The organism is Rhizobium sp. 57MFTsu3.2 (assembly GCF_012932765.1).
GTDB lineage: Bacteria > Pseudomonadota > Alphaproteobacteria > Rhizobiales > Rhizobiaceae > Rhizobium > Rhizobium altiplani.
The window spans coordinates 149,548-172,032 of the sequence record NZ_JDWI01000007.1 but is presented as its reverse complement, the minus strand read 5'-3'; the positions used below and the strand labels follow the sequence as shown (position 1 = coordinate 172,032).

General features: G+C 61.1%; 22 protein-coding genes and 1 pseudogene. 12 read left to right on the top strand and 11 right to left on the bottom strand.

Annotated elements, in window-relative coordinates:
• Positions 1-157: 157 nt before the first annotated feature.
• Positions 158-862 (top strand): HAD family hydrolase, encoded by a 705-nt coding sequence (locus AF71_RS10545; RefSeq protein ID WP_018116678.1) that lies wholly within the window; start codon positions 158-160, stop codon positions 860-862.
• A gap of 7 nt (positions 863-869) precedes the next feature.
• Here the strand turns inward: AF71_RS10545 and AF71_RS10540 are convergent, their stop codons facing one another.
• On the bottom strand, positions 870-1,349 hold the full coding sequence (locus tag AF71_RS10540; protein WP_018856906.1) for a hypothetical protein: 480 nt from the start codon (positions 1,347-1,349) through the stop codon (positions 870-872).
• Entirely contained in the window at positions 1,346-1,975 is a 630-nt protein-coding gene (locus AF71_RS10535) for a DNA-3-methyladenine glycosylase I (protein WP_018116680.1), read from the bottom strand. The genes AF71_RS10540 and AF71_RS10535 overlap by 4 nt, the downstream gene beginning before the upstream one ends.
• 210 nt (positions 1,976-2,185) lie before the next feature.
• On the opposite strand from AF71_RS10535, the gene AF71_RS10530 reads away from it, so the two are divergent.
• Both AF71_RS10530 and AF71_RS10525 read left to right on the top strand, forming a co-directional pair.
• Entirely contained in the window at positions 2,186-2,926 is a 741-nt protein-coding gene (locus AF71_RS10530) for a L,D-transpeptidase (protein WP_169681277.1), read from the top strand.
• 135 nt (positions 2,927-3,061) lie between these two features.
• Complete coding sequence (locus AF71_RS10525) at positions 3,062-3,742, top strand: L,D-transpeptidase (RefSeq protein WP_018856904.1); 681 nt, start codon at positions 3,062-3,064, stop codon at positions 3,740-3,742.
• A 118-nt stretch (positions 3,743-3,860) separates the two neighbouring features.
• Here the strand turns inward: AF71_RS10525 and glcF are convergent, their stop codons facing one another.
• From glcF to AF71_RS10510, 3 genes are read right to left on the bottom strand one after another with little or no spacing between them, the layout of a single operon-like run.
• Positions 3,861-5,174 (bottom strand): glycolate oxidase subunit GlcF, encoded by a 1,314-nt coding sequence (glcF, locus tag AF71_RS10520; RefSeq protein ID WP_169681275.1) that lies wholly within the window; start codon positions 5,172-5,174, stop codon positions 3,861-3,863.
• Between the two features lie 3 nt (positions 5,175-5,177).
• Positions 5,178-6,383, bottom strand: a complete 1,206-nt coding sequence (gene glcE / locus AF71_RS10515) for a glycolate oxidase subunit GlcE (protein WP_169681273.1) — start codon at positions 6,381-6,383, stop codon at positions 5,178-5,180.
• A complete protein-coding gene (locus AF71_RS10510; RefSeq protein ID WP_018856901.1) occupies positions 6,380-7,819 on the bottom strand; it encodes an FAD-linked oxidase C-terminal domain-containing protein in 1,440 nt (479 codons plus the stop codon). The genes glcE and AF71_RS10510 overlap by 4 nt, the downstream gene beginning before the upstream one ends.
• 132 nt (positions 7,820-7,951) lie before the next feature.
• On the opposite strand from AF71_RS10510, the gene AF71_RS10505 reads away from it, so the two are divergent.
• Positions 7,952-8,848, top strand: coding sequence for a LysR family transcriptional regulator (locus AF71_RS10505; RefSeq protein ID WP_169681272.1), 897 nt, complete (start codon positions 7,952-7,954; stop codon positions 8,846-8,848).
• Positions 8,849-9,054: 206 nt separating this feature from the next.
• On the opposite strand, the gene AF71_RS10500 is transcribed toward AF71_RS10505, so the two are convergent.
• Positions 9,055-10,191 (bottom strand): site-2 protease family protein, encoded by a 1,137-nt coding sequence (locus AF71_RS10500; protein ID WP_025659463.1) that lies wholly within the window; start codon positions 10,189-10,191, stop codon positions 9,055-9,057.
• Between the two features lie 282 nt (positions 10,192-10,473).
• On the opposite strand from AF71_RS10500, the pseudogene AF71_RS10495 reads away from it, so the two are divergent.
• A pseudogene (locus AF71_RS10495) lies at positions 10,474-10,578 on the top strand (LysR family transcriptional regulator); the annotation flags it as partial.
• Positions 10,579-10,591: 13 nt separating this feature from the next.
• On the opposite strand, the gene AF71_RS10490 reads toward AF71_RS10495, so the two are convergent.
• Positions 10,592-11,443: a LysR family transcriptional regulator gene (locus tag AF71_RS10490; RefSeq protein ID WP_169681270.1), complete on the bottom strand. Its 852-nt coding sequence runs from the start codon at positions 11,441-11,443 to the stop codon at positions 10,592-10,594.
• 106 nt (positions 11,444-11,549) lie between these two features.
• Here AF71_RS10490 and AF71_RS10485 point away from each other — a divergent pair, with 106 nt between their 5' ends.
• Positions 11,550-12,548, top strand: a complete 999-nt coding sequence (locus AF71_RS10485) for a zinc-dependent alcohol dehydrogenase family protein (RefSeq protein ID WP_169681268.1) — start codon at positions 11,550-11,552, stop codon at positions 12,546-12,548.
• 40 nt (positions 12,549-12,588) lie between these two features.
• On the opposite strand, the gene AF71_RS10480 is transcribed toward AF71_RS10485, so the two are convergent.
• Together AF71_RS10480 and AF71_RS10475 are read right to left on the bottom strand one after the other, a co-directional pair.
• On the bottom strand, positions 12,589-13,746 hold the full coding sequence (locus AF71_RS10480; protein WP_169681266.1) for an adenosylhomocysteinase: 1,158 nt from the start codon (positions 13,744-13,746) through the stop codon (positions 12,589-12,591).
• A 92-nt stretch (positions 13,747-13,838) separates the two neighbouring features.
• Complete coding sequence (locus tag AF71_RS10475) at positions 13,839-14,729, bottom strand: LysR substrate-binding domain-containing protein (RefSeq protein WP_169681264.1); 891 nt, start codon at positions 14,727-14,729, stop codon at positions 13,839-13,841.
• Positions 14,730-14,987: 258 nt separating this feature from the next.
• On the opposite strand from AF71_RS10475, the gene AF71_RS10470 reads away from it, so the two are divergent.
• The 5 genes from AF71_RS10470 (at position 14,988) to AF71_RS10450 (ending at position 20,295) form a co-directional block, all read left to right on the top strand.
• Complete coding sequence (locus tag AF71_RS10470; protein WP_025659467.1) at positions 14,988-15,500, top strand: NUDIX hydrolase; 513 nt, start codon at positions 14,988-14,990, stop codon at positions 15,498-15,500.
• 62 nt (positions 15,501-15,562) lie between these two features.
• A complete protein-coding gene (locus tag AF71_RS10465) occupies positions 15,563-17,062 on the top strand; it encodes an inorganic phosphate transporter (protein WP_169681261.1) in 1,500 nt (499 codons plus the stop codon).
• A 13-nt stretch (positions 17,063-17,075) separates the two neighbouring features.
• The gene (locus tag AF71_RS10460; protein ID WP_169681259.1) at positions 17,076-17,813 is read left to right on the top strand and encodes a 16S rRNA (uracil(1498)-N(3))-methyltransferase; all 738 of its coding nucleotides are present in this window, start codon (positions 17,076-17,078) and stop codon (positions 17,811-17,813) included.
• 149 nt (positions 17,814-17,962) lie between these two features.
• Entirely contained in the window at positions 17,963-19,336 is a 1,374-nt protein-coding gene (locus tag AF71_RS10455) for a glutamate--cysteine ligase (RefSeq protein ID WP_169681256.1), read from the top strand.
• A gap of 98 nt (positions 19,337-19,434) precedes the next feature.
• Positions 19,435-20,295, top strand: coding sequence for a DUF937 domain-containing protein (locus AF71_RS10450; RefSeq protein ID WP_169681254.1), 861 nt, complete (start codon positions 19,435-19,437; stop codon positions 20,293-20,295).
• Positions 20,296-20,382: 87 nt separating this feature from the next.
• Here AF71_RS10450 and AF71_RS10445 read toward each other — a convergent pair whose 3' ends face one another.
• On the bottom strand, positions 20,383-20,682 hold the full coding sequence (locus AF71_RS10445) for a DUF1127 domain-containing protein (RefSeq protein ID WP_018856889.1): 300 nt from the start codon (positions 20,680-20,682) through the stop codon (positions 20,383-20,385).
• A gap of 202 nt (positions 20,683-20,884) precedes the next feature.
• Here AF71_RS10445 and AF71_RS10440 point away from each other — a divergent pair, with 202 nt between their 5' ends.
• Positions 20,885-21,841 (top strand): LysR substrate-binding domain-containing protein, encoded by a 957-nt coding sequence (locus AF71_RS10440; RefSeq protein WP_018856888.1) that lies wholly within the window; start codon positions 20,885-20,887, stop codon positions 21,839-21,841.
• A gap of 2 nt (positions 21,842-21,843) precedes the next feature.
• Here the strand turns inward: AF71_RS10440 and AF71_RS10435 are convergent, their stop codons facing one another.
• On the bottom strand, positions 21,844-22,476 hold the full coding sequence (locus tag AF71_RS10435) for a TetR family transcriptional regulator (RefSeq protein WP_018856887.1): 633 nt from the start codon (positions 22,474-22,476) through the stop codon (positions 21,844-21,846).
• Between the last annotated feature and the right edge of the window lie 9 nt (positions 22,477-22,485).

The following is a 22,485-nucleotide window of genomic DNA, read 5'->3' as shown; positions in this document are numbered from 1 at the left end:
CAGGAGCAGCCGGAATGCGGCCGCGTGGAAGGCACTATCGATGTAAGGCGAGGCGGCGGCATTTCAACATGCCGTGTACTCGCCTCACGGCTTTGCGATGCTCTTGTATCGCGGCCATCTTTCAATAGATTCAAACCAGATTACTCGGAGATGGGCGATGACGACCCGCATGCTGACGACCATCGGTTTCGATGCCGACGACACGCTCTGGCAGAACGAGCAATACTATCGGCTTACCGAGGCGCATTTCACGGAATTGCTGGCCGATTTTGCAAATGGTCCAAGAATTTCCGAGCGCTTGCTGGAGGCAGAGAAGCGCAATCTCCGGCAGTACGGTTTCGGCATCAAGGGATTTACGCTGTCCATGATCGAGACGGCGATCGAGGTCACCGAGGGCAAGGTGCCCGCCAGTGTCATTGCCAATATCCTCGACACCGGCCGCGACCTGCTTTCTCACCCCGTCGAGACCCTGCCGCATGTGCAGGAGACCTTGGCGGCGCTCTCGGAAAACTACCTGCTGGTGATGATCACCAAGGGTGATCTTTTCGATCAGGAGCGTAAGCTCGCGCAATCCGGGCTTGGCGACTTCTTCCACGCCGTCGAGATCGTCTCCGACAAGACCGCCGTGACCTACCGGCGGATCTTCTCCAAGGTCGGCGGTGGCCCGGAACGGGCGATGATGGTCGGCAACTCGCTGAAATCAGACATTGTCCCCGCGATTGCCGCCGGCAGCTACGGCGTCTTCGTGCCGCACGAACTCACCTGGGTCGTCGAGCATGTCGAGGAACCGAAGGACGCACCGCGCTTTCGCAAGATCGAACATCTCGGAGAACTGCGCAGGTTGATCGAAGGCCTGGGCTAGCCCCTCATTACTGCCTTGAAGGGAAAAGTGGCGACGGCGATTGCTGTTCAGCCGGAGCCGTGGGCTGCGGCGCTGTTGCCTGCGGCTCGACGAGAATGCTGTAGGGCGCGCCCAGGCCGCGGCGCGGCGACGCCTTGGAATAATAGGGCCGCAGCAGCCAGGTGGTGTTGTCCTTCACCGTGACGGTGTAGCTGGTGCCATCCTCATCGGTACCAAAGATCGCCTCCTCGTCGGGCGTTGCCAGATCGAAGATCGAAAGGAAGGCAAACTTGCTCTTGGTCGCAAAGCTGATCTTCACATGCTGGCCAGCCTTCACGGGAAGTGTGTAAACCCGTCCGTTGCCGAGCTTCGTCCAGCCCTTGAGCTCCATGGTTGCAGCCGGAAACTGCAGCTTCTCCAGTCGCTCGCCGGGCTGCAGCTCCGGTGACTGGCCGAACGCTACGGATGCCACCAGGCAGAATGCGACGGTTGCCGCGAGCGCCTTCATGGGCGCACCAGCGCATTGCGCATCGCCTCTACCTCGACGCGGCAGAAGCAACCTTCGATGTGATCGTTGACGAGACCCATTGCCTGCATGAAGGCATAAACTGTGGTTGGGCCGACAAACGTCCAGCCGCGCTTCTTCAGATTCTTGGAAATGAGAACCGATGTCGGCGTTGTCGGGTTGGCCATGACAGTGGCACGATCGACCACCTTTGGCCTATCGTTATGACCGGGCTCGAAGCTCCAGAAATACCGGGCGAGCGACCCGAACTCCTGCCTCAGTTCGATCGCACGGCGGGCGTTGTTGATCGTCGAGACGATCTTGCCTCGATGGCGCACGATGCCGGGATCGGCGAGGCAGCGTTGGATATCGCTGTCGTCGAAGAGCGCAACCTTCTCGAAGTCGAAGCCAGCAAAGGCAGCGCGGAAATTCTCGCGCTTGCGCAGGATGGTGAGCCAGGAGAGACCGGACTGGAACCCCTCCAGGCAGATCTTCTCGAAGAGGCGGATGTCATCCGTTACCGGCCGCCCCCATTCCTCGTCGTGATACTTGAGGTAATCCGGGAGGTTGGCGTGCCAGTGACAACGGCTCTTGCCGTCTTCGCCGATGATGATGCCCGTATCGCTCATGATCCCGCTTCGCTTTCGTGCTGCGAATCCGGCTTTACCATTTGCAAACTCTCTTTCCAAACCGAACGATAACCCTGACGAAAAGTTTATCTCTCGCTTCGGACTTGAATGAATTCAAATTTACGATTCGCTGGCGGGAACGGTGGCAGCGTGGCGGCAGGCGGCCGCTGCCGTCCGTGCATTTTCGGCCATTTGTAGAGAGTCCGTCCGATGATGAAATCCCTTCTGCTCGCCGCAGCGATGCTCGGCGTCTTTTCCACCGCTGCGCTCGGCGACGACCGTTATGCAACGCGCCCGCCGGTCGTGCTAAGCCCGGACCTTGCAGCCCCATGGGTCATGCAGCTCGGCGGCAAGGTTCGTCCCGTCGTCTACCGACAACCGGACTTTCCGAAACGCGGTCTGTTCACATCCGGCGTCTTCGGCCGCGCTCCGGCCGCCGTGGCGCAACCGGTGTCCGCCATCAATCCCGGCGTCCCAGTCGTCCGCCGCCAGCTTGAGCCGCAATTTCTGCCGCAGATCGTCACCTACGACACCAAGGAACGGCCCGGCACGATCGTCATCGATACCAACAGCCGCTTCCTTTACCTGGTAATGGAGGGCGACAAGGCGCGGCGTTACGGAGTGGGCGTCGGCAAGCCAGGCTTCGAATGGGCCGGCGTGCACAAGATTACCCGCAAGTCCGAATGGCCGGACTGGACGCCGCCAGCCGAAATGGTTGGCCGCGAAGCCGCCAAGGGCCACTATCTCCCGGCGCGCATGGACGGCGGTCCCGAGAATCCGCTTGGCGCGCGCGCCATGTATCTCGGTTCGACGCTCTACCGCATCCACGGTACCAACGCCCCCTGGACGATCGGCAACGCCGTTTCCTCCGGCTGCATCCGGCTACGCAACGAGGATGTCGTTGACCTTTACGAGCGGGTAAAGGTTGGAACCCGCGTCATCGTCATGTAAAGGCTCCCGAATATCGGGCGCGCGGCCAAGAATAGTTGCAATTAGACATCGCAGCTGTTTCATTCCGCGCCGACATCTTGAACTGGATCGAAGTTAGGGTAGCTTCGGTCCGGTTTTGCTTTGAGGGAATCAACCATGCTGAAATTCGCGACGGCTCTTGCGGCCACCGGCCTTCTGGTCACTTCCATGTCCGCATCGGTCTCGGCGCAGCCGATTACACCCGCTCACGATGGCGCGCCTGTCGTTCGGGTCGCCGCACCGCCGAAGTCGGTCAAGCCGCAGTTCAAGCGCCAGCGCGTGCACCTCATCACCAACGAGGCACCCGGCACGATCATCATCGATACCAACCACAAGTTCCTGTATCTCGTCGAAACCAAGGACCGCGCGACGCGCTATGGCATCGGCGTCGGGCGCGAGGGCTTCGGCTGGTCGGGCGTGGTGAAGATCGGCCGCAAGGCAGAATGGCCGGGCTGGACGCCGCCGGCTGAGATGCGTGTTCGCGAGGCGGCGAAGGGCCACATCCTCCCGACCTTCCAGGAAGGCGGCGAGGACAATCCGCTTGGCGCCCGCGCCATGTATCTCTACAAGGGCGGCAACGATACGAGCTTCCGCATCCACGGCACCAACCAGCCGTGGTCGATTGGGCTCAACATGTCGTCCGGCTGCATCCGCATGATGAACAAGGATGTGATCGATCTTTACGATCGTGCGCCCGTCGGCACGAAGGTCATCGTCGTCGGCCCTGGCAACAAGCAGGGCGAAATCAGCTTCGAAGATCGCGGCATCGACGTGCTGCGGACGATTTTCGGCGGCTAAGCCAAGCAATTAGGCGGCCGGGCAACCGGTCGCCGATCTCAAACCGCGGATGCGGGGTCGCAAGCTCAAGGGCTATGCGATGCATGGGCTTTCGAGACCACCGGACGATCCGGCACCTCTAAGCCAGCGGCAGATCCTTTAGTTTCTCCGGCATATCTCCGCCGTAGGCCCAATCCAACAATTGCACCGTGTGAACGATCGGAATCGCCGTCCCTGTCGCGATCTGCATCATGCAGCCGATATTTCCGGTTGCGATCACACGCGGCTTCGTTGCTTCGAGGTTCCTGACCTTGCGGGTCTTGAGCGCATCGGAAATGTCGGATTGCATGATGTTGTAGGTACCCGCCGACCCACAGCAGAGGTGACCTTCGGCAGGATCGCGGACATTGAATCCGGCCGCCTTCAACAGCTGCTTCGGCGCCATCGTGATTTTCTGACCGTGTTGCATCGAGCAGGCAGAGTGATAGGCGACGATGATGCCCTTCGGCATCTGCGCGGGGAGCTCGAGCGATGCGAGATATTCCGTGATGTCCTTCGCTAAGGACGAAACGCGTGCCGCCTTTTCGGCATAGGCCGCATCCAGCCGCAGCATATGGCCATAGTCCTTGATCGTCGTGCCGCAGCCGGAAGCGGTAATGATGATCGCGTCGAGCCCGCCTTCTTCGAGTTCACGCGTCCACACATCGACGTTGGCACGTGCGCTCGCCAATGCCTGCTCTTCCCGTCCCATGTGGTGGACGAGCGAGCCGCAACAAACCTCTCCCTTGGGAACGACGACTTCAACACCAAGCCGTGTCAGGAGCCTGATTGTTGCCTCGTTGATCCCGGGATCGAGAACCGGCTGCGCGCAGCCAGTCAAGATCGCGACGCGACCGCGTTTCTCGCCGACCGGCGGGTGGCTTGCCACCGCGGCATAGGCGGAGGCGGGAGGAATGCGACGCGGCGCCAGCGCCAGCATCGCGGCAAATGGTTTCAATGCGGGCGCGCGCGCTAAAAGACCTGCGAACGGCCGCCCCGCTGACGACAGCTTGATCGCGAGGCGAAACCGATCGGGATAAGGCAGAACAGCAGCAAGGATGGCGCGCACGAGCCGGTTCATGAAAGGACGCTTGTAGGTCTTTTCGATGTGCGCCCGCGCATGGTCGACGAGGTGCATATAATCGACACCGGAGGGACAGGTCGTTACGCAGGCGAGACAGGAGAGGCAGCGGTCGATATGGGTAACGACCTCGGCGTCGGCCGGGCGCCCGTTTTCCAGCATGTCCTTGATCAGATAGATGCGCCCACGGGGGCTATCGAGCTCATTGCCGAGCGTGACATAGGTCGGACAGGTCGCGGTGCAGAAGCCGCAATGCACGCATTTGCGCAGGATCTTCTCGGATTCGGCAACGTGCGGGTCGGCAAGTTGGGTCGGGGTGAAATTGGTCTGCATGCCTCAAGCTCCTGCCATCTTCCCGGGATTGAAGATGCCGGCGGGATCGAATTTCAGTTTCAGTCGCTGCGAAAGCAAGGCCACAGCCTCCTGCTGGGGCTGAAAGGCCGCAATCCCAGATCGCATCTTTTCAGGTGCGCGGATCAATGTCGCATGGCCACCGCCCAGCGCCTTGATGAACCGGCGCAAAAGGTCCGCATCCGCGTCGGCCTCCATCCGCATCCAGATCAGGCCGCCCTGCCAGTCATAGTATGCGTCAACACCGGCTTCGAGGCGAAGTGCCGCGACCAGCTGATGGCCGGTCCCTGGGGCGACGGAGACGCGCCACACCGGTCGAGCCGTACCGTCGGCATAGGGCGCGACATCGCGGATATCTCTCCAGAGACGGACACTGTCTGCCTGCTCGAAGCGCGTGACGGATCCGAATGCCGCCATGGCTGCGGCGAGCTTGGTTGCCCTGGCATCGACTGAGCCGGGCAGGCCTTCGATCCTGAGACAGGTTCCCTCGCCTTCGGAGAGCGTACTGTCGAGAAATTTCCAGGCGACGGTCATCGGCAGATGTGCGGCGCCGGATACTTCGACCGGCAGCGCCATCGCCGCCGCCATGGCGTTGGCGGCCTCCGCATCGTTCAGCCCCGAGATGACGATCGTTGCTTCGGTTCTCGGCCGCGGTGGCACGCGGAAAGTTACATCCGTCAGGAAGCCCAGCGTGCCGTGCGAGCCAGCCATCAGCTTGACGAGATCCAATCCGGTGACGTTCTTCATCACGCGGCCGCCTGCCTTGATGATCTCGCCCTTGCCGTTGATGAAGCTCACGCCAAGCAGGCTGTCGCGCGCAGCGCCGGCGACGAAACGGCGCGGCCCTGAGACATTGGCGGCAAAGACGCCGCCGATTGTCGGCTCACCTGTCGTTCCCATGATCGGCCGATGGTCCATGGGCTCAAAGGCCATCATTTGACCGTTCTCGGCAAGTGCGGCTTCGATCTCGGACAACGGCGTTCCCGAGCGAGCGGTCAAAACCATCTCGCCGGGATTATAGGCCGTGATGCCCCGCAGATTGGACGACCGCAGGCGGCTTTCCGCCGCCACGGCGTTCCCGAAACCCGAGCGAGTGTTGCCGCCGCAGATCGCCAGCGGCTCGCCGGCCTCGGTGTGGCTGCGGACGATTGCCGCGGCCTCTTCGTCCGTTGTGGGCGATAGATCGATCATGCGGCCGGACGTCCCTCGAGCGGGAAAACCTTGGAGGGGTTCAGAAGCCAGGCCGGATCGAAGGCGGCGCGCGCCGCCATCTGCTGCTCCAGGTCCGCCTCGGAATACTGATGACGCATCAGGTCGCGCTTTTCGATGCCGACACCATGCTCGCCCGTGAGGCAGCCGCCCGCATCGACACAGAGCTTCAGGATCTCCATCCCCGCAGCTTCCGCACGGGCGGCATCTTCCGGATCATTCGCATTGAACAGGATGAGCGGATGCATATTGCCATCGCCGGCATGGAAGACGTTGGCGACGCGAAGCCCATAGCTGTCGATGATTTCAGAGGTTTTCGTCAGCACATAAGAAAGCTGGCTGAGCGGCACGGTTCCGTCCATGCAGATATAGTCTGCTATCCGGCCAGTCGCGCCGAAGGCGGATTTCCTGCCCTTCCAGATCAGCGCCGCCTCGGTTGCCGACTGGCATTCGCGGACGGTTTTCACGCCATGCTTGCGCGCGATTTCGACGATGCTCTTCAGCATGTCGTCCATTTCCGCCTCCGATCCTTCGACCTCGACGATCAATAGCGCCCCCACATCCAGCGGATAGCCGGCCTTGGCGAAGGCCTCGCAGATTTCGATCGCTGGCTTGTCCATGAATTCGATCGCGACGGGAATGATCCCTGATGCGATGATGTCGGCGACACAGGATCCCGCCTCCTCGGACGTATCAAAGCCGAAGAGGACCGGCCGCGCGCCCTCCGGTTTGGCAATCAGGCGGACAGTCGCTTCGGTGACTATCCCAAGCTGGCCCTCATGTCCGCAGACAAGGCCAAGCAAGTCGTAGCCTCCGGCGTCCAATGCCTTGCCGCCGAAATCGATGACGGTGCCATCGGTCAGCACCATCTTGACGCCGAGCAGGTTGTTGGTCGTCACCCCATATTTCAGGCAATGCGCGCCACCGGAATTCATGCCGATATTGCCGCCGATCGTGCAGGCCAGCTGTGAGCTCGGATCGGGCGCATAGAAGAAGCCGTCCGCCGAGACGGATTCTGAAATATTCAGGTTGGTTACGCCGGCTTCGACGACCGCCACGCGGTTGGCCAGATCGATTTCGAGAATGCGGTTCATCTTGGAAACGCAAATGACGACCGCATCCTCCTGTGGGATTGCTCCGCCCGAGAGTGACGTTCCGGCGCCGCGCGGCACCACCGGCACGCCATAGCGATGACAGTATTTCATGACCGCAGCCACTTCCGCGGTCGTCCGCGGCAGGGCAACAGCAAGCGGCATCCGGCGATAGGAAACGAAGGCATCGGTCTCGAACGGCATCAACTCGCGCGCCTCGTGCACCAGGCATTCCGGCGGCAGCAGGTCGATGAGATCTGCGACGATCTGCCTGCGGCGGGCAAGCACGTCGGCACGCGGGGCGAGAAACGAAATAGTATCGGACATGGCTCTCTCCCTTCGCTCCGACAGCGAAAACCGGAGACATCCTCTGCGCTGCCGGCTCAGTCGGGCTTAGCACTTTCCCGATTACGGCGCAAATGCTAAGCACTTATTCCAAAAGGATAAACAATCTAACGAATGACCAATCTCGGTGATCTCGAAATTTTCGCAAAGGTCGTTTCGACGGGGAGCATGTCGCTTGCCGGCAGGGCTCTCGGCTTTTCGCCGGCGGTCGTGTCGAAGCGGATAAAACGGCTTGAAGATCGGCTCGGCACGCGGCTCCTGCAGCGCACGACGCGGCAGATCTCCCTGACGGAGGCAGGCCAGGGCTTCTACGATCGCGTGCTTGGCATTCTCGCCGGCATCGAGGAGGCCGAATACTACATTTCCGGACGCTCGGCGCAGATGCAGGGCACGCTGAAGGTGACGGCGCCCACCTCGTTCGGACGCATGCATGTCGCCCCGCACCTGAAATCCTTCATGGATATGCATGCCGGTTTGGCGATCAATCTCGTGCTCAGCGACGAATTCACCGATATCATCGGCGAAGGCTTCGACCTTGCCATCCGTATTGCGGAACTGACGGACTCAAGCCTCGTCGCGCGGCGCCTTGCCCCCGTGCGTCGCCTGCTCTGCGCATCGCCGGACTATCTTGCCGCTAACGGCACGCCCCAGACCATCGAAGATCTTAAGCACCACCGCTGCCTGCCCGCCCACAACAACGATGCCTGGCGGCTGGAGGGGCCGGAGGGTCCGCTTTCCCTGCGGCCGGAAGGAATGCTCGTCACCAATTCAAGCGAGGTCATCAGGGAGGCCGTCATATCGGGGCTCGGCATCGCGCTGCGCTCCACCTGGGACATCGGCAGGGAGCTCCAAGACGGACGGTTGGTGCACATCCTTCCTGCCTACGAAGGATCGCGCAACGTGACACTTTCCGCGGTCTATCCCAGCCGCCAGTTCCTGCCGGCCAAGGTACGGCTGTTCATCGACTATCTCGCCGAGATCTACGGACCGGTTCCCTACTGGGAACGCTAGCTGTGGGTTTTCAGGAGGTTGTCCATTCGGGGCGGATTAAGGAGACTGGAGTTACACACTCAGCCTTGCAGGATCGCTCCGACTGAACATCCATGAGAACGCCGGTTTTGATGCCGCTTTGTCGAGAGGAGATGGCGCGCAACGTCGTCGACGACCGTTGTTCCAAAGCCCAGGCGGCAGGGTTTACGGCGTCACTTCAAGAATAGTTAGCCGCTGGGTCGAGCGGTTCTTGGCCCGTTCCCGCGCAGGCGGCCAAAGCGGAATGCATCCGGGACGGCCGAACGGACCATCAGCATCTCACCGATGGTTTCGTGTGTCAGGAGGCCGACAAGCCGTCCCGTATTGTCGGTCGCGGCGACGGCCGGAGCGTTTGCCTCCTGCATAAGACGCAGGCTTTCCTCCAGAGATTTGCGATAATGTATCTTGGGAATGTCGCTCCGCATTGCGCTGGTGACGGGAGCGGCTGGTCCCTTTTCCTTCAACGCCCGGATCATGTCGTCGCGGGTCACCAATCCTTCGAGATGGCCGGCGGAGTCGACCACCGGGAACTCGTGCTGCGTGGTGGCGAGCAGCATCTCGACCGCCTCGTCGAGCGTTGCGGACCGTTCCAGCCGGGCGAACTCCGTGACCATCACATCCCCGACCTGCACGCTGGTCGCCACCTGCCGGATCTGCGCGTTCTGTGCTTCCGCCGCCGCGGCGAGATAGACGAAGATGCCGATGAAGATCAGCAGCGGATTGTAGAAGAGCCCGACGAAACCGAAGACGAAGGCCAGCCCCTGTCCGATCGTGGCGGCGATCTGGGTCGCACGTGACCAGGAGAGGCGCGAGGCCAAGGCGGCGCGCAGGACGCGTCCGCCGTCCATCGGAAAGGCCGGGATCATGTTGAAGAGAACCAAGAATACATTGACGCCCGCCAGCCTGACGAGAAAATTCGTGCGTGGATCCTCGATCTCCGCCATCTGCTCGACGGCCGCCGGCCCTCCCAAAGCGATGAAGATCAGCACGGCGATCGCGACATTCACGAGCGGCCCCGCGATCGCGATTGCGAACTCCTGTCCCGGCTCTTCCGGCATGCGTTCGAGCCTGGCCACGCCGCCGATCGGCAGAAGCGTGATGTCGGGCGTGCGAATGCCAAAATACCGGGCGGCTGTGATGTGGCCGAATTCGTGCAGGACCACGCAGACAAAGACGGCAAGGATAAAGATAACGCCCTCCCACGCGGCCGCCGTGCCGCCGATCTGGTAGTGCATCAGCCAGATCCAGACGAGCAGAAGCAGAAAGGTGAAGTGAACGCGAATGGTCGTGCCAGCGATCGTGCCGAGATTCAGAGACCAACCCATCTTCATAACTCCAGGAAATGCGGGGGTGCACTATAAGCGCTTGCCGGGATCAGAGCACCTCAGGATGAAACAGCGACCTGTGGCTTACAATCTTCACTACCCCTAATAGAGATCTAGTGCGATTAATGCGCAATACCTTGTCGCCTTTTCCAGTCACCGCGACAGGCAGAATTTCAGGGTTGATCGAACCGGGAGATCGGATCCTAAGGACCGGCGCGGCGGACCTGGCACCCAAAACCCACTGGCCCGCTTAGTCTTGAGGCCCTGCTCACGAGGCGGGGGCTTTCCGCAGTCTTTCCCAGCCGCCAGTTCTTGCCGGCCAAGGTAGGGCTGTTCATCGACTATCTCGCCGAGATCTGCGGCCCGGTTCCCTACTGGGAACGCTAGAGGTTTCCGGCGCTCAATTCGCCAGTCTCTCGATGACGAGATTAAGCAGCGCCCGCAAGCGCGCCTGCCGTTTCATATCCCGGTGATAGCCAATCCAGGTGTCGCGCCCCGGCGGCGCTTCACCGAGGTCGACCGGCTCGATATCAGCGATTGAATCGCCAAGGGGGCGCGGCAGGACGGCGAGCCCGGCCCCATTCCTGCACAGCGTCGCCTGGACATCGCGGTTGTTGCTGCGCATGGCAATCTCGGCCTTTGGCAGAAGACGCGTCAGCCATGTCACATCAGGCATGCCGCCAAACGCCTCGTCCATCGTTACCAGGCGCGCGCCCGCGCCATCTCCTGCCTTCGGGTGCTCCGCCCCTCGGCGGATGTAAAGCCGGTAGTCGATATGCAGCAGCTTCCTCGATATCACGTCCGGCTCGGTAAAGGGCGCGATCCGAACGACGACATCCGCCTCCCGGCGGGAGAGACTGAGCAGGCGGCTATCGGTCAGCAATTCCACGACGATCTTCGGATAGCGCAGCGAGAATTCCCCAAGGACCGGCGCCAGCACATGTGCACCGAACCACTCCGAAGAGGACAAGCGCAGGAAGCCGCTCAATTGCCGGCTCTGTCCGGCAAGTTCGCGTTCGAGCCCGAGTGCTTCCTCTTCCATCCGCTCGGCGTGGGCAAAGACGGCTGCGCCCTCGTCGGTCATCACAAACCCGTCGGCTGTCCGCTGAAACAGGGTCTGGCCGAGCGAGATTTCAAGGGCGCGAAGGCGACGCCCCATCGTCGGCTGCGTCAGGCCGAGGCTGCGGGCGCCGGCGCCGAGAGTTCCCTGGCGCGCGATCGCCAGAAACAGTTTGAGATCGCTCCATTCCACAAGCCGACTCCCATACAAAAATGTATGAACTTCGTGCAATGTCTTTCATTTCCATTCTCATATCAACGGCGCATTCTCCAGGCAACAACAGACGAAGGAGAGTTGCATGTCACAGATCACAACGATGAAGGCGCTCCTGATCGACGCGCCGAACGCGGATTTCCGCCTGGCCGAGATCGCCCGGCCGGCGCCGCGCGAAGGCGAGGTTTTAGTCCGTATCAAGACAAGCGGCGTCAATCCGCTGGACACCAAGATCCGCGCCGGCAATGCCACCCATGCGCGCCATCCGTTCCCGGCCGTTGTAGGTATGGACATTGCCGGCGTCGTCGAGCAGGTCGGCCCCGGCGTCACCGAGTTCCATCGCGGCGACGAAGTCTATGGCACGACCGGTGGCGTCGGCGGCATCCAGGGCTCGTTGGCTGAATTCGCAGCGGTCGACGCCCGGCTGATCGCGCCGAAGCCCAACAATCTCTCGATGCGGGAGGCAGCAGCCCTGTCGCTGATCGCGATTACCGCCTGGGAAGGATTGGTCGATCGAGCCAATGTCCGCGAAGGCCGGCAGGTTCTTGTCCTCGGCGCCGGCGGTGGCGTGGGGCACATTGCCGTACAGATCGCAAAAGCCGCGGGTGCTGATGTGTTTGCCGTCGACGGTGGCTCCAAGGCTGGCTATCTAAGAAGCCTTGGAGCAACGCCGATCGACTACAGGGTAGAGACCGTGGCGGACTATGTCGGCAATCACACGGCCGGCAAGGGCTTCGACATCGTCTACGATACCGTCGGCGGCCCGGGCCTCGATACAGCCTTCCAGGCGGTCGGCCGGTTTGGCCACGTCGTCAGCGCGCTCGGATGGGGGACGCATGCGCTTGCCCCGCTGTCGTTCAAGGCGGCGACCTATTCGGGCGTCTTTACGCTGCTGCCGCTTCTGACCGGCGAAGGGCGAAGCCACCACGGCGAGATCCTGCGCGAGGTGGGCAAGCTCGTCGAGGCCGGCAAGCTGATGCCGAGGCTGGACGCGCGCCGCTTCGGACTTTCCGATGCCGCCGAAGCGCACGCGTTGATCGAAAACCGTCAGGCAAACGGCAAGCTGGTGGTGGAAATCGCCTGAAATCTGGACGCGCGCGGCGGAATCTCGCCGCGCCCGTCACCTATCGCGCCAGATCGAGATAGGCGCTCGCCACCATGGCATCGATATCCGCGGGTACCGGGACGAGACAGCTCTCGGCGCCGACTTCGCGTCTGGCGACACGCTCGAGGCAGCGCGCCTGCAGTGTGAAACCAAGATCCATCGATTCAACGGAATTGCCGAGCGGCCTAGGACCGGCGAGGTTCGCCATGTGGCCACCGCCGAGAACATGGAAAGAGCGACCGTCCCTCAGGTGCAGGGTCTCGATGTGATCCGCCTCGTAGCGATCGATCCGCACGACATCGGGGTGCTGCCGGAATGCGGCAACGTCGATCTCATGCGGGAAATGTCCGCCATTCATCAGGATTGCACGATCCTTGATCAGCGGAAGGTCGGCTGCGGTGATGATCGCGGGAAAGCCCGTAACGGTGACGAGCACGTCGGCCGAGGCAATCGCCTCGTTGCGCAGCGGCGTGGAAAATCCGTCAAGATGCGCCCCCAGCGCCGTCACCGGATCGATATCAACGACGCTGACGGCTGAAAACGCGTTGCGGAAACAGGCAGCGGTTCCCTTGCCGCAGGCCCCGTAGCCGAAAACCGTCACACGCTTGCCGTTGGTCGAGCGGTTGGTGAAGCGTATGTAGCTTTCGAAAAGGCTCTGGCCGACGGCATGTCTGTTTTCGGCGAACTGCTTGATCGGGCTGTCGTTGATGACCAGGATCGGCATGTTCAATTTTGCCCGTATCGGCAGCAGGCGTGTGCGGCCTGACGTAGTCTCCTCGGTGCCTCCGAGAAGGCTGGCGTAAGGAGCCCCGGCCGCAATCGCCAAGAGGTCGCCGCCGTTGTCGAGCAGAAGATCCGGCTTTTCCGCGACGACCGCCTGCAGGCTCTCATGATGCGCGACTGGGTCCGTTGTCTGGGTCGCGAACACGGTGATCCCCTTCGAACGGAGAAACTCGACGGTCGAAGGCTGCGTGCTGTTCAGATTTCCGGTGCAGACAAGCCGTGCGCCGCCGGCTTTCAGGGTCATCAGCAGCGCCACGGTCTTCGGCTCCAGATGAATCCCCGTGCCGATGGTCAAGCCGTTGAACGGTTGGGTCTTCTCGAATTCTGCCGCCGTTGCCTTGAGCAACCTGCAGCTGTTGCCGATCCATTCGATGCGGCTTGCTACTCTTTGCATATCCATGTCCTTTTGCTCGCAACGCAGTGTTAGGCTCGGCAGCGCCTTTCGACCATGGAGATAATTCTTCGCAATAGGGCAGAAAATCTGCCCTATTGCGTCGCCGCGCCAGAGCGGAGCAACCAGTCGCGAAGGGCGACGAACGCGGGTTTCGGCGAGTCGACGTTGCGACAGCACAGGCTATAGCCGGCCAGTCGGCGAATGAAGCCATAGGGTGCAGCAAGCAGATTGCGCTGCAAGTCATCTTCGATGGCAGCGCGCGGCGCGAGCACAACACCAATCCCCGATCGCACCGCCCCGAGCACCAGCAGCAGATCCTCGAATTCCTGCTTGCGCCGGAACATCACGGCCTGAGTGCCGCTCTCGGCAAACCACTCCTGCCAAAGGGTTGGCGCGCTGCGGCTGACAAGAGCGGTGATCTCCACCATCCGCGCTGGATCGCCGGCGATCCTTTCTGCCAGATCCGGTGTCGCGACGGGTCCGAATTCGTCCTCCATGAACTTGACCGCTGTCACCCCTGCCGTTGGCCGGTATTCGGCGCCCATGATGACGGCGTCGAGTTCCGGGTGCAGCGCCAGCGGCTCGACGACCGACATCGGCAGGATATCGACGTCGACGACGCCAAGCGCAGCCTGCATGTTTGCAAGCCGCGGCATCAGCCACCATATAGCAAAGGCCGAAGGTACGCCGAGGCGAATGCGGCGATCCTCGCCACCGACAAAATCTGCAGCGGCGCGTTCCAGCGTCGCGAAGGCAGCGGTGGAGGCCTCCGCGAACAGTGCAGCTTTCGCGGTCGCAGCCAATTTTCTGCCATCGCGTTCGAACAGTTTCTCACCGAAATAGTTCTCCAGGATCGAGATCTGCTGGCGCACCGCGCCGCGTACAACACCAAGCTCGGCGGCGGCGCCAAGAATGCTGCCGTGACGGTATACGGCTTCAAAGGCGCGGATGGCTTTTAAGGGAGGAAGACGCATGATTACCATAGTATTGACATAACAGTGTATGAGATGACGCCGCCGTTGATTGAAATGCAAGGCGCGCTCATATTGAACGCCTGTGCATTGGCGGAATCAGGATAGTATCTGACGGATTTTTTGTTACCCGGCGAAACAAAAAGTTCCTATTGATAGTTATCAAATCCGAGCCAAAAGCATGAAATGCGTATGGATCGCGCAAGCTTTCCAGCGGATACTAATATAGACGACGACTCACTCGAACAGAACGCCAAGGTGACCCGACCGTTGACTCTTCTCGCCCGCCTCGCTGCAGACGTCCAGCTCATGTTTCGGCGCCCTCCGCGTCAACAATATGCTGCGCTCTGCTATCGGGTCAAAAAGAAAACCAACGACGTTGAAGTACTTTTACTGACCAGCCGCGACACCGGCCGCTGGGTCATCCCCAAGGGATGGCCGATGGACGGAAGGTGCTCGTATGAGGTCGCCGCACGCGAGGCATTCGAGGAAGCCGGTGCGCGCGGAACCGTCGAGAACGAGATCCTTGGCTCCTACTCCTACCCTAAGGTGTTGAAGAACGGCCTAAAGGTCACCTGTAAAGTGCAGGTCTATGCTCTCGAGGTTCTGGAGATCGCCAAGAACTTCAAGGAAAAAGGCGAGCGCAAGGTGGAGTGGGTCTCCTGCGACGAGGCTGTGAAGCGCGTTCATGAGCCTGAACTTCGCAATCTCATCCTGCTGTTCAAGCGCCGCATGACGGAACAGCTTGCGGCAAGCATGCCAAAGCAAATTCCGGCGGAATGAATACTGCCATCTTGCGCTGCTAAACTTGGCGGCGCTAAAGCAGGATTCAACGAAGGAATAGCATGCCCAACCGATCAGCCGTCCTCACGAAACGAACGCTCGACAAAGACCTCGACAAGCTGACGCATGTCGAGGATGCGACGAAGTTCGTCTCGCGAAAACTGGTGGCGCCGGGCCTCGGGCTGATCTTCCTTGGGCTAGCCATGCTTTTCGCGGGCGTCTATGTCTTTGACCGGCCAAGCGCCGTGCTGGTGATCGCGGCAGCGGCGCTCGCCGCCTACATGGCCATGAACATCGGTGCAAACGACGTTACCAATAACGTCGGCGCCGCCGTGGGCGCCCGAGCGATGACGATGGGGCAAGCTCTTGTCATCGCAGCCATCTTCGAAATTCTCGGGGCGACAGTTGCCGGCGGCGAGGTCGTCAAGACGATCTCCTCCAGCATCGTGGATGCCGTGCAAGTCCCACCAGGCACACTCAGCTGGATCATGATAGCGGCACTGATGGCCGCCGCATTGTGGATCAACCTCGCGACCTGGATGAACGCACCGGTCTCGACCACGCACGCGATCGTCGGCGCGGTGATTGGAGCGGGTATCGGCGCGGTCGGTCCGGACCCGGTGAACTGGCGGGTGATGGTCGAGATCACATCGGCCTGGGTGACTTCGCCGCTGCTTGGCGGCGTGATTGCGGCCGGCCTGCTTTTCCTCGTGAAGAGCCTGATCATCTACCGCGACGACAAGATTGCCGCGGCGCGGCGTTGGGTCCCCGTTCTGATCGCGATGATGCTCGGTGGCTTTGCTTCCTACATGGTGCTGCAGCTTACGCCCGCTGGCGCGTTTTCCTCGTTCACAATCCTCCTTTTCGGCGTCGCGGCCGGCGGCCTCGGATGGTTTGCCGCGCGTTCATTCGTTCACAGGCAGGCCGTAGGGCTGGAAAACCGCAACAGCTCGCTGCGCGTTCTCTTCCAGATTCCCCTGATTGGCTCGGCAGCTCTGCTCTCCTTCGCACATGGTGCCAACGACGTATCCAACGCAGTCGGCCCACTTTCGGCAATCGTGCGCGCGGTCGCGGGATCCGCAGCCGGCACGAATGGCCAGCCCCCGATCTGGGTGCTGCTCATCGGCGCCTTCGGTATCTCGGTCGGCCTACTGTTGTTCGGGCCGCGCCTGATCCGGCTGGTCGGTGAACAGATCACCAAGCTCAACCCCATGCGCGCCTATTGCGTTGCGCTGTCGACGGCCTTCACGGTTATCGTGGCCTCGTGGCTCGGCATGCCCGTCAGTACGACGCATATCGCGGTCGGTTCCGTGTTTGGCGTCGGCTTCTTCCGCGAGTGGTACACCCGGAACTCGAAGCGACGCATCCGGTACGTGCGGCGCAAGGCGGAAAGCTGGGCGATTGATGAACCGGAAGATCCGAACACGCATGAGGTTCGTCGCCGCTATCTCGTTCGCCGTTCGCACTTCATGACGATCATCGCCGCCTGGATCATCACGGTGCCGGCCTCGGCAGCGCTTGCAGCGATGATCTATTGGGTTATGTTCGCGCTCTTTGTATGAGCAGGACTTTTCGATGCGCGCCAATTTTCGGATACAACGGCTGTTTGTGGACGCTCCCCTCGCCGCCGGAGCAACGGTCGAGACGACGGGCGACCACTTCAACTATCTCGCCAACGTACTGCGCATGACTGATGGCGCCGAACTGCTCGTCTTCAATGGCCGCGATGGCGAGTGGAAGGCGCGCCTCACCTTTCCAACGCGGAAACGGATTGTACTGGTCGCCGAGGAACAGACCCGCCCGCAGCCGGCGGCGTCCGATCTGCACTATCTCTTTGCACCACTGAAGGTCGGGCGACTCGACTACCTGGTGCAGAAGGCCGTCGAGATGGGCGCAGGCCTTCTGCGTCCAGTGATGACCCAGCATGTGCAGGGCAAGATCACCAATCTCGACAAGCTGAAGGCAAATGTCATCGAGGCAGCGGAGCAATGCGGCATACTCGATATCCCCGACGTTGCCGAGCCCGTGAAGCTGTTCGACCTGCTGGACACTTGGCCGAGCGACCGCCGCATCATCTATTGCGACGAGGGCGATGCGGGGCAGAACCCGCTACCACTGCTGTCCAAGATCAGCGAGCGACAGCTGGCGCTCCTTGTCGGCCCAGAGGGCGGTTTCTCCGAGGAAGAGCGCGCGCGGCTGCGCGGCCTCGATTTCGTGACCGCAATCCCGCTCGGGCCGCGGATCCTCAGAGCCGATACGGCTGCGGTTGCTGCCATGGCAGTCATTCAAGCGTCGATCGGCGACTGGAATTAACCTTAGGATCGGTCGCGGCCGAAATATCCTGCTATTTTTTTGATGGACCGTTGAAACAATTTCACTTGCAACATACGTGGGAGCGGTCCTAATCACCCTTCCAATTGCCCGGGTTTTTCCAGGCGCTCTCCCATTGCAGGTAGACTTGAATGGCTCGCGATACCACCGACCAGACGCCACTCTCTTCGATTCAGGAGCTGACCGATTATCTTGCCGCGGGGAACAAGCCGGCGGAAAAATTCCGCATCGGTACCGAGCATGAGAAGTTTGCCTTCTTCCGGGCGGACAACGGCCCTGTGCCGTATTTCGGCGAGGCCAGCATTTCGGCGCTGTTGAAAGGCCTTCAGCAGAAATCCGGCTGGGACCCGATCATGGACGGCGACAACATCATCGGCCTGGGCGAGCCGAACGGAATGGGCGCGATATCGATCGAGCCTGGCGGCCAGTTCGAACTGTCCGGCGCGCCGCTGGAAACGATCCACGAGACCTGCAAGGAATCGAATACCCATCTGGCGACGTTGCGCGAGATCGCCGAGCCGATGGGCATCCGCTTCCTCGGCATTGGCGGCAGCCCCAAATGGACACTGGCCGAAACGCCTGTCATGCCGAAATCCCGCTACGAGATCATGACCCGCTACATGCCGAAGGTCGGCGCCAAGGGTCTCGACATGATGTATCGCACCTGCACCATCCAGGTGAACCTCGACTTTTCCTCCGAAGCCGACATGCGCAAGAAGATGCGGGTTTCGATGAAGCTTCAGTCTCTGGCAACCGCGCTCTTTGCCTCGTCGCCCTTTACCGAAGGCAAGCCCAACGGCCTGCTCTCCTGGCGCGGCGACATTTGGCGCGACACCGACAACAATCGCTCCGGTCTGCTGGACTTCACCTTCCGCGACGATTTCGGTTTTCATGATTATGCCGAATGGGCCCTCGACGTGCCGATGTATTTCATCGTGCGCGACGGGCACTATCACGACTGTACCCACATCACGTTCCGCCAGTTCATGAACGGCGCGCTGAAGGGCGCGGTTGCCGCCTGGGAGCCGACGATGGGCGACTGGACGAACCACCTTTCGACCCTCTTCCCCGACGTTCGCCTGAAGCGCTTCCTAGAGATGCGCGGTGCCGATGGCGGCCCGTGGCGGCGCATTTGCGGGTTGCCGGCCTTCTGGGTCGGGCTTCTCTACAACGATGCTGCACTCGAAGACGCGGATATGCTGACCAAGGACTGGACATTCGACGAGGTCAACGCGTTGCGCGATGCCGTCCCGTCCCAGGGTTTAAGGGCAAAGTTCCGCGGCCATGAGCTTTATGAGACGGCGCGCGAAGTGATCGCCGTTTCGAAGTCCGGTCTCCGAGCGCGCAACAAGCTCAACAAGGAAGGCCAGGACGAAACCATCTTCCTTGCGCCGCTCGACGAAGTCATGGCCAAGAAGGCGACTTTGGCCGAGGATCTGCTGGCGCTGTATCACCGCCGCTGGAACGGTTCCGTGGAGCCTGTCTTCGAAGAGTATCAATACTAGGGTCTACCCTAAGCCCTTCTGCAAAAAGCGGTTTGCGCATTCCTTTTTCCGGCTATAGTGACGCAATTACGCGTTGCGAAACCGGGAAAGGGATTACCATGCTGCCACTCTTCGACATGATGATGCAGGCCCAGAACGGCGCGGCGATGGATGCGGTCTCCAAGCAGTTCAATCTTGCCCAGGAGCAGGCCACAAAGGCGATGGCCGCGCTGATGCCGGCATTTTCCGCCAGCCTGAAACGGAGCAGCAGCAACCCCTACGACTTCATGGGGCTGATGCAGGCGGTCGCCTCCGGCAACTACGCCAAATATTTCGAGGACATGGGCAAGGCCTTCACCCCGCAAGGAATCGATGATGGCAACACCATCCTCGGGCAGCTGTTCGGCTCCAAGGAGGTCTCGCGGGCGGTTGCGGCGCAGGCTGCCCAGATGACCGGGATCGGCCAGGAGATCTACAAGCAGATGCTGCCCGTGATGGCCGATACTTTGATGGGCGGCCTGTTCAAGCAGTCGATGGGGCAGATGAACGCGCCCGTCAATCCATTCATCAACACCGCCATGGGCGAAACCATCCAGAAATGGCTGGAAAGCACCGGCTTTGCGCCGAAGCAGAAGGCCGCTCCGGAGCCCACCATCTTCGACAATCCTTTCACTCAGGCCATGCAGCAGATGTTCGGCATGCAGAAGCCGGAGGCAGAGAAGACGGTCACCAATCCGTTTTTCGACAATCCATTCGCAAAGGCCTTTCAGGAAATGATGGGCTCGCTCGGAAAGCCGGTTGAGCCGAAACGAGCCGAAGCCCCGAAAGAGCAGGCAAAGGCAGAGGCGGAACGCTACGTCGACATGCTGAACAACATGTTCGACAGCGGGCTCGAGGTTCAGAAGAGCTACCAGAAGAGCATGGAAGCGATCTTCGAGACCTTTATGCCGAAGGCGCCCTCCACTCCCCCGAAGGCATAAAAAAACCCGGAGACGGCTGGGAGGCCGGTCACCGGGTAAGAGGCAGGGCTATTGGCTATCACCCTGCGGGGAAAAACTGGGCCGGTCTCAATCCTTTTGGGACCGGAAGAGCGACTTCGGTCCGCGGTTGCGCGCGGATTTAGTCAGGTGTTCCGACGGATCTTCAAAGAAGGTGGACGCCAGGAACGCGGAAGTGAGATCGGTCCTGCTAAGGCCGATATCCTTCAATTGATTGTCATCGAGCTCGTTCAGCTTGTTGATCTCCATACGGTTGCGGATCACGCGCAGTACGGATGACAGCGTTGCAAAGCCATTTACGAGACGCTGGAAGAACGTCAGCGAGGTCTGGCTGCAGTCGAGTTCGAGTATCCGGTCTGTCGTGCGCATGGGACGATCCTTTCATTGGCGCGCAACAACCCACCCCTCCCGCGAGGTCGAGCGGCAAGGCATCGGGTTGAAATCGGAGCGGACAGGCAGGGTGTCTGTCCTTCACTTTGCTTGATTTGCACCCCGAAGATGCCAAACACCTATTGATCAGTCCAACGAATGTTTCTAATGATTAACATCAGAGATCTTTATAGGTGAACTCATGTCAGCGCCTCTCGATATTGATCAGTTGCAGACCTTCATTGCGATTGTGGATTCCGGCAGCTTCACCAAGGCTGCCGACAGAGTCTACAAGACGCAGTCCGCTGTCTCCATGCAGATGCGGCGACTGGAAGAGCGCATCGGCAAGCAGCTTTTCATCAAGGACGGGCGCGGCAACCGCCTCACCGTCGAAGGCGAGAAGCTCTTGAACTATGCGCGACGAATCATTCGCCTCAACAACGAAGCGATCGCAGCCTTTGATGACAACCGTCTCGAGGGCACGCTGCGCATCGGCACGCCCGATGACTACGCCGACCGCTACATGCCCGAGATCATCGGCCGCTTTGCCAAGACGCATCCGAACGTCGAGCTTTACATTGTCTGCGAACCCTCGGTGGGCCTCGCCGAGCGCATGAATCGCGGCGAGCTCGACATCGCGCTGGTGACCCACAATCCGCGCGAACGCATGTCGGATGTCGTGCGAACGGAACCGCTCTGCTGGGTCGGCTCTGCCAACCATCCGATCCGCGACGATGCCCCCGTGCCGCTCGCCGTCGGCCGTCGCGACTGCCAGTGGCGGCAGCTCGCCTGCTCGGCGCTGGATGCGGTCGGTCGCGAACACCAGATCCTGTTCACCAGCTGGTCGTGCACCGTCGTCGCGGCCGCGGTCCTCGCCGGCATGGCCGTTTCCGTCATGCCGGAATCGGCTCTGCGCACGGGGATGAAGGTGCTAAGCCAGGCGGACGGCTTCCCTGCCCTGCCCCCGGTCCAGATCGGCATCATGAAGCGGCCGGGTGTTTCCATCTCGCTGATGAACGCGATCACGGCGCATATCACCGCCTGCCTCGACAACATCACGCCCGCTGTCGTCGACGACAATCTCGACGCTGACGTCAAGAACGCCTATGGGCGGGCTCAGCCCCGCCTCAAGGTCGCTGGCATCGTCCCGAGTTGGTAGGCTCAGGCGGCAACCGGTGAGAGGAAGGCTGTTCGGATCACGCGCTTCCACTCATCCAGGATGCGTCTTGCAAGGGAATCCTCGCTGACGACCGCAAGGCGGATCGATGCCCCGAGCAGATGGCTGAACAGATAGCTGCGGGCCTGCATGTCCGCTGCGGAGAGCTCAGGTGCGACGCGGCGGACGGTATCCTGAAAGATGTCGGCAATCCGCTTGCTATGCTCGATGTTGAGCAGCAGCAGGTCGTGGTCGGTTTCGGTACCCATCCAGATGCCGAGATAGGCGGCATCGTTGCGATAGTCGGCGTAGTGCCAGTCGATCGTCGCGACGAGTACCTCGAGCGCATGGTCGACGGAGTGCACGGACGCAAAGGCCTCGGCGATGCGCGTCTGGAGCGCCAGCGCATGGCGGTCGAAGAGCGCTTTGACGATCGCCGCCTTCTCGGGAAAATACTGATAAACGGAACCAATCGGAACCTTGGCGGCGACGGCCAGTTCCGTCATCCGCATGGCGCTTACGCCCTTTTCAGCGATGAGTGCGGCTGCGGCCGACAAGATGTGGTCGAGCCGCTGAATACTGCGTTCCTGCTTTGGCTTCCGGCGGAGGCCAATACGATCCAAACTTCCGACCTTCATGTCGTTCCC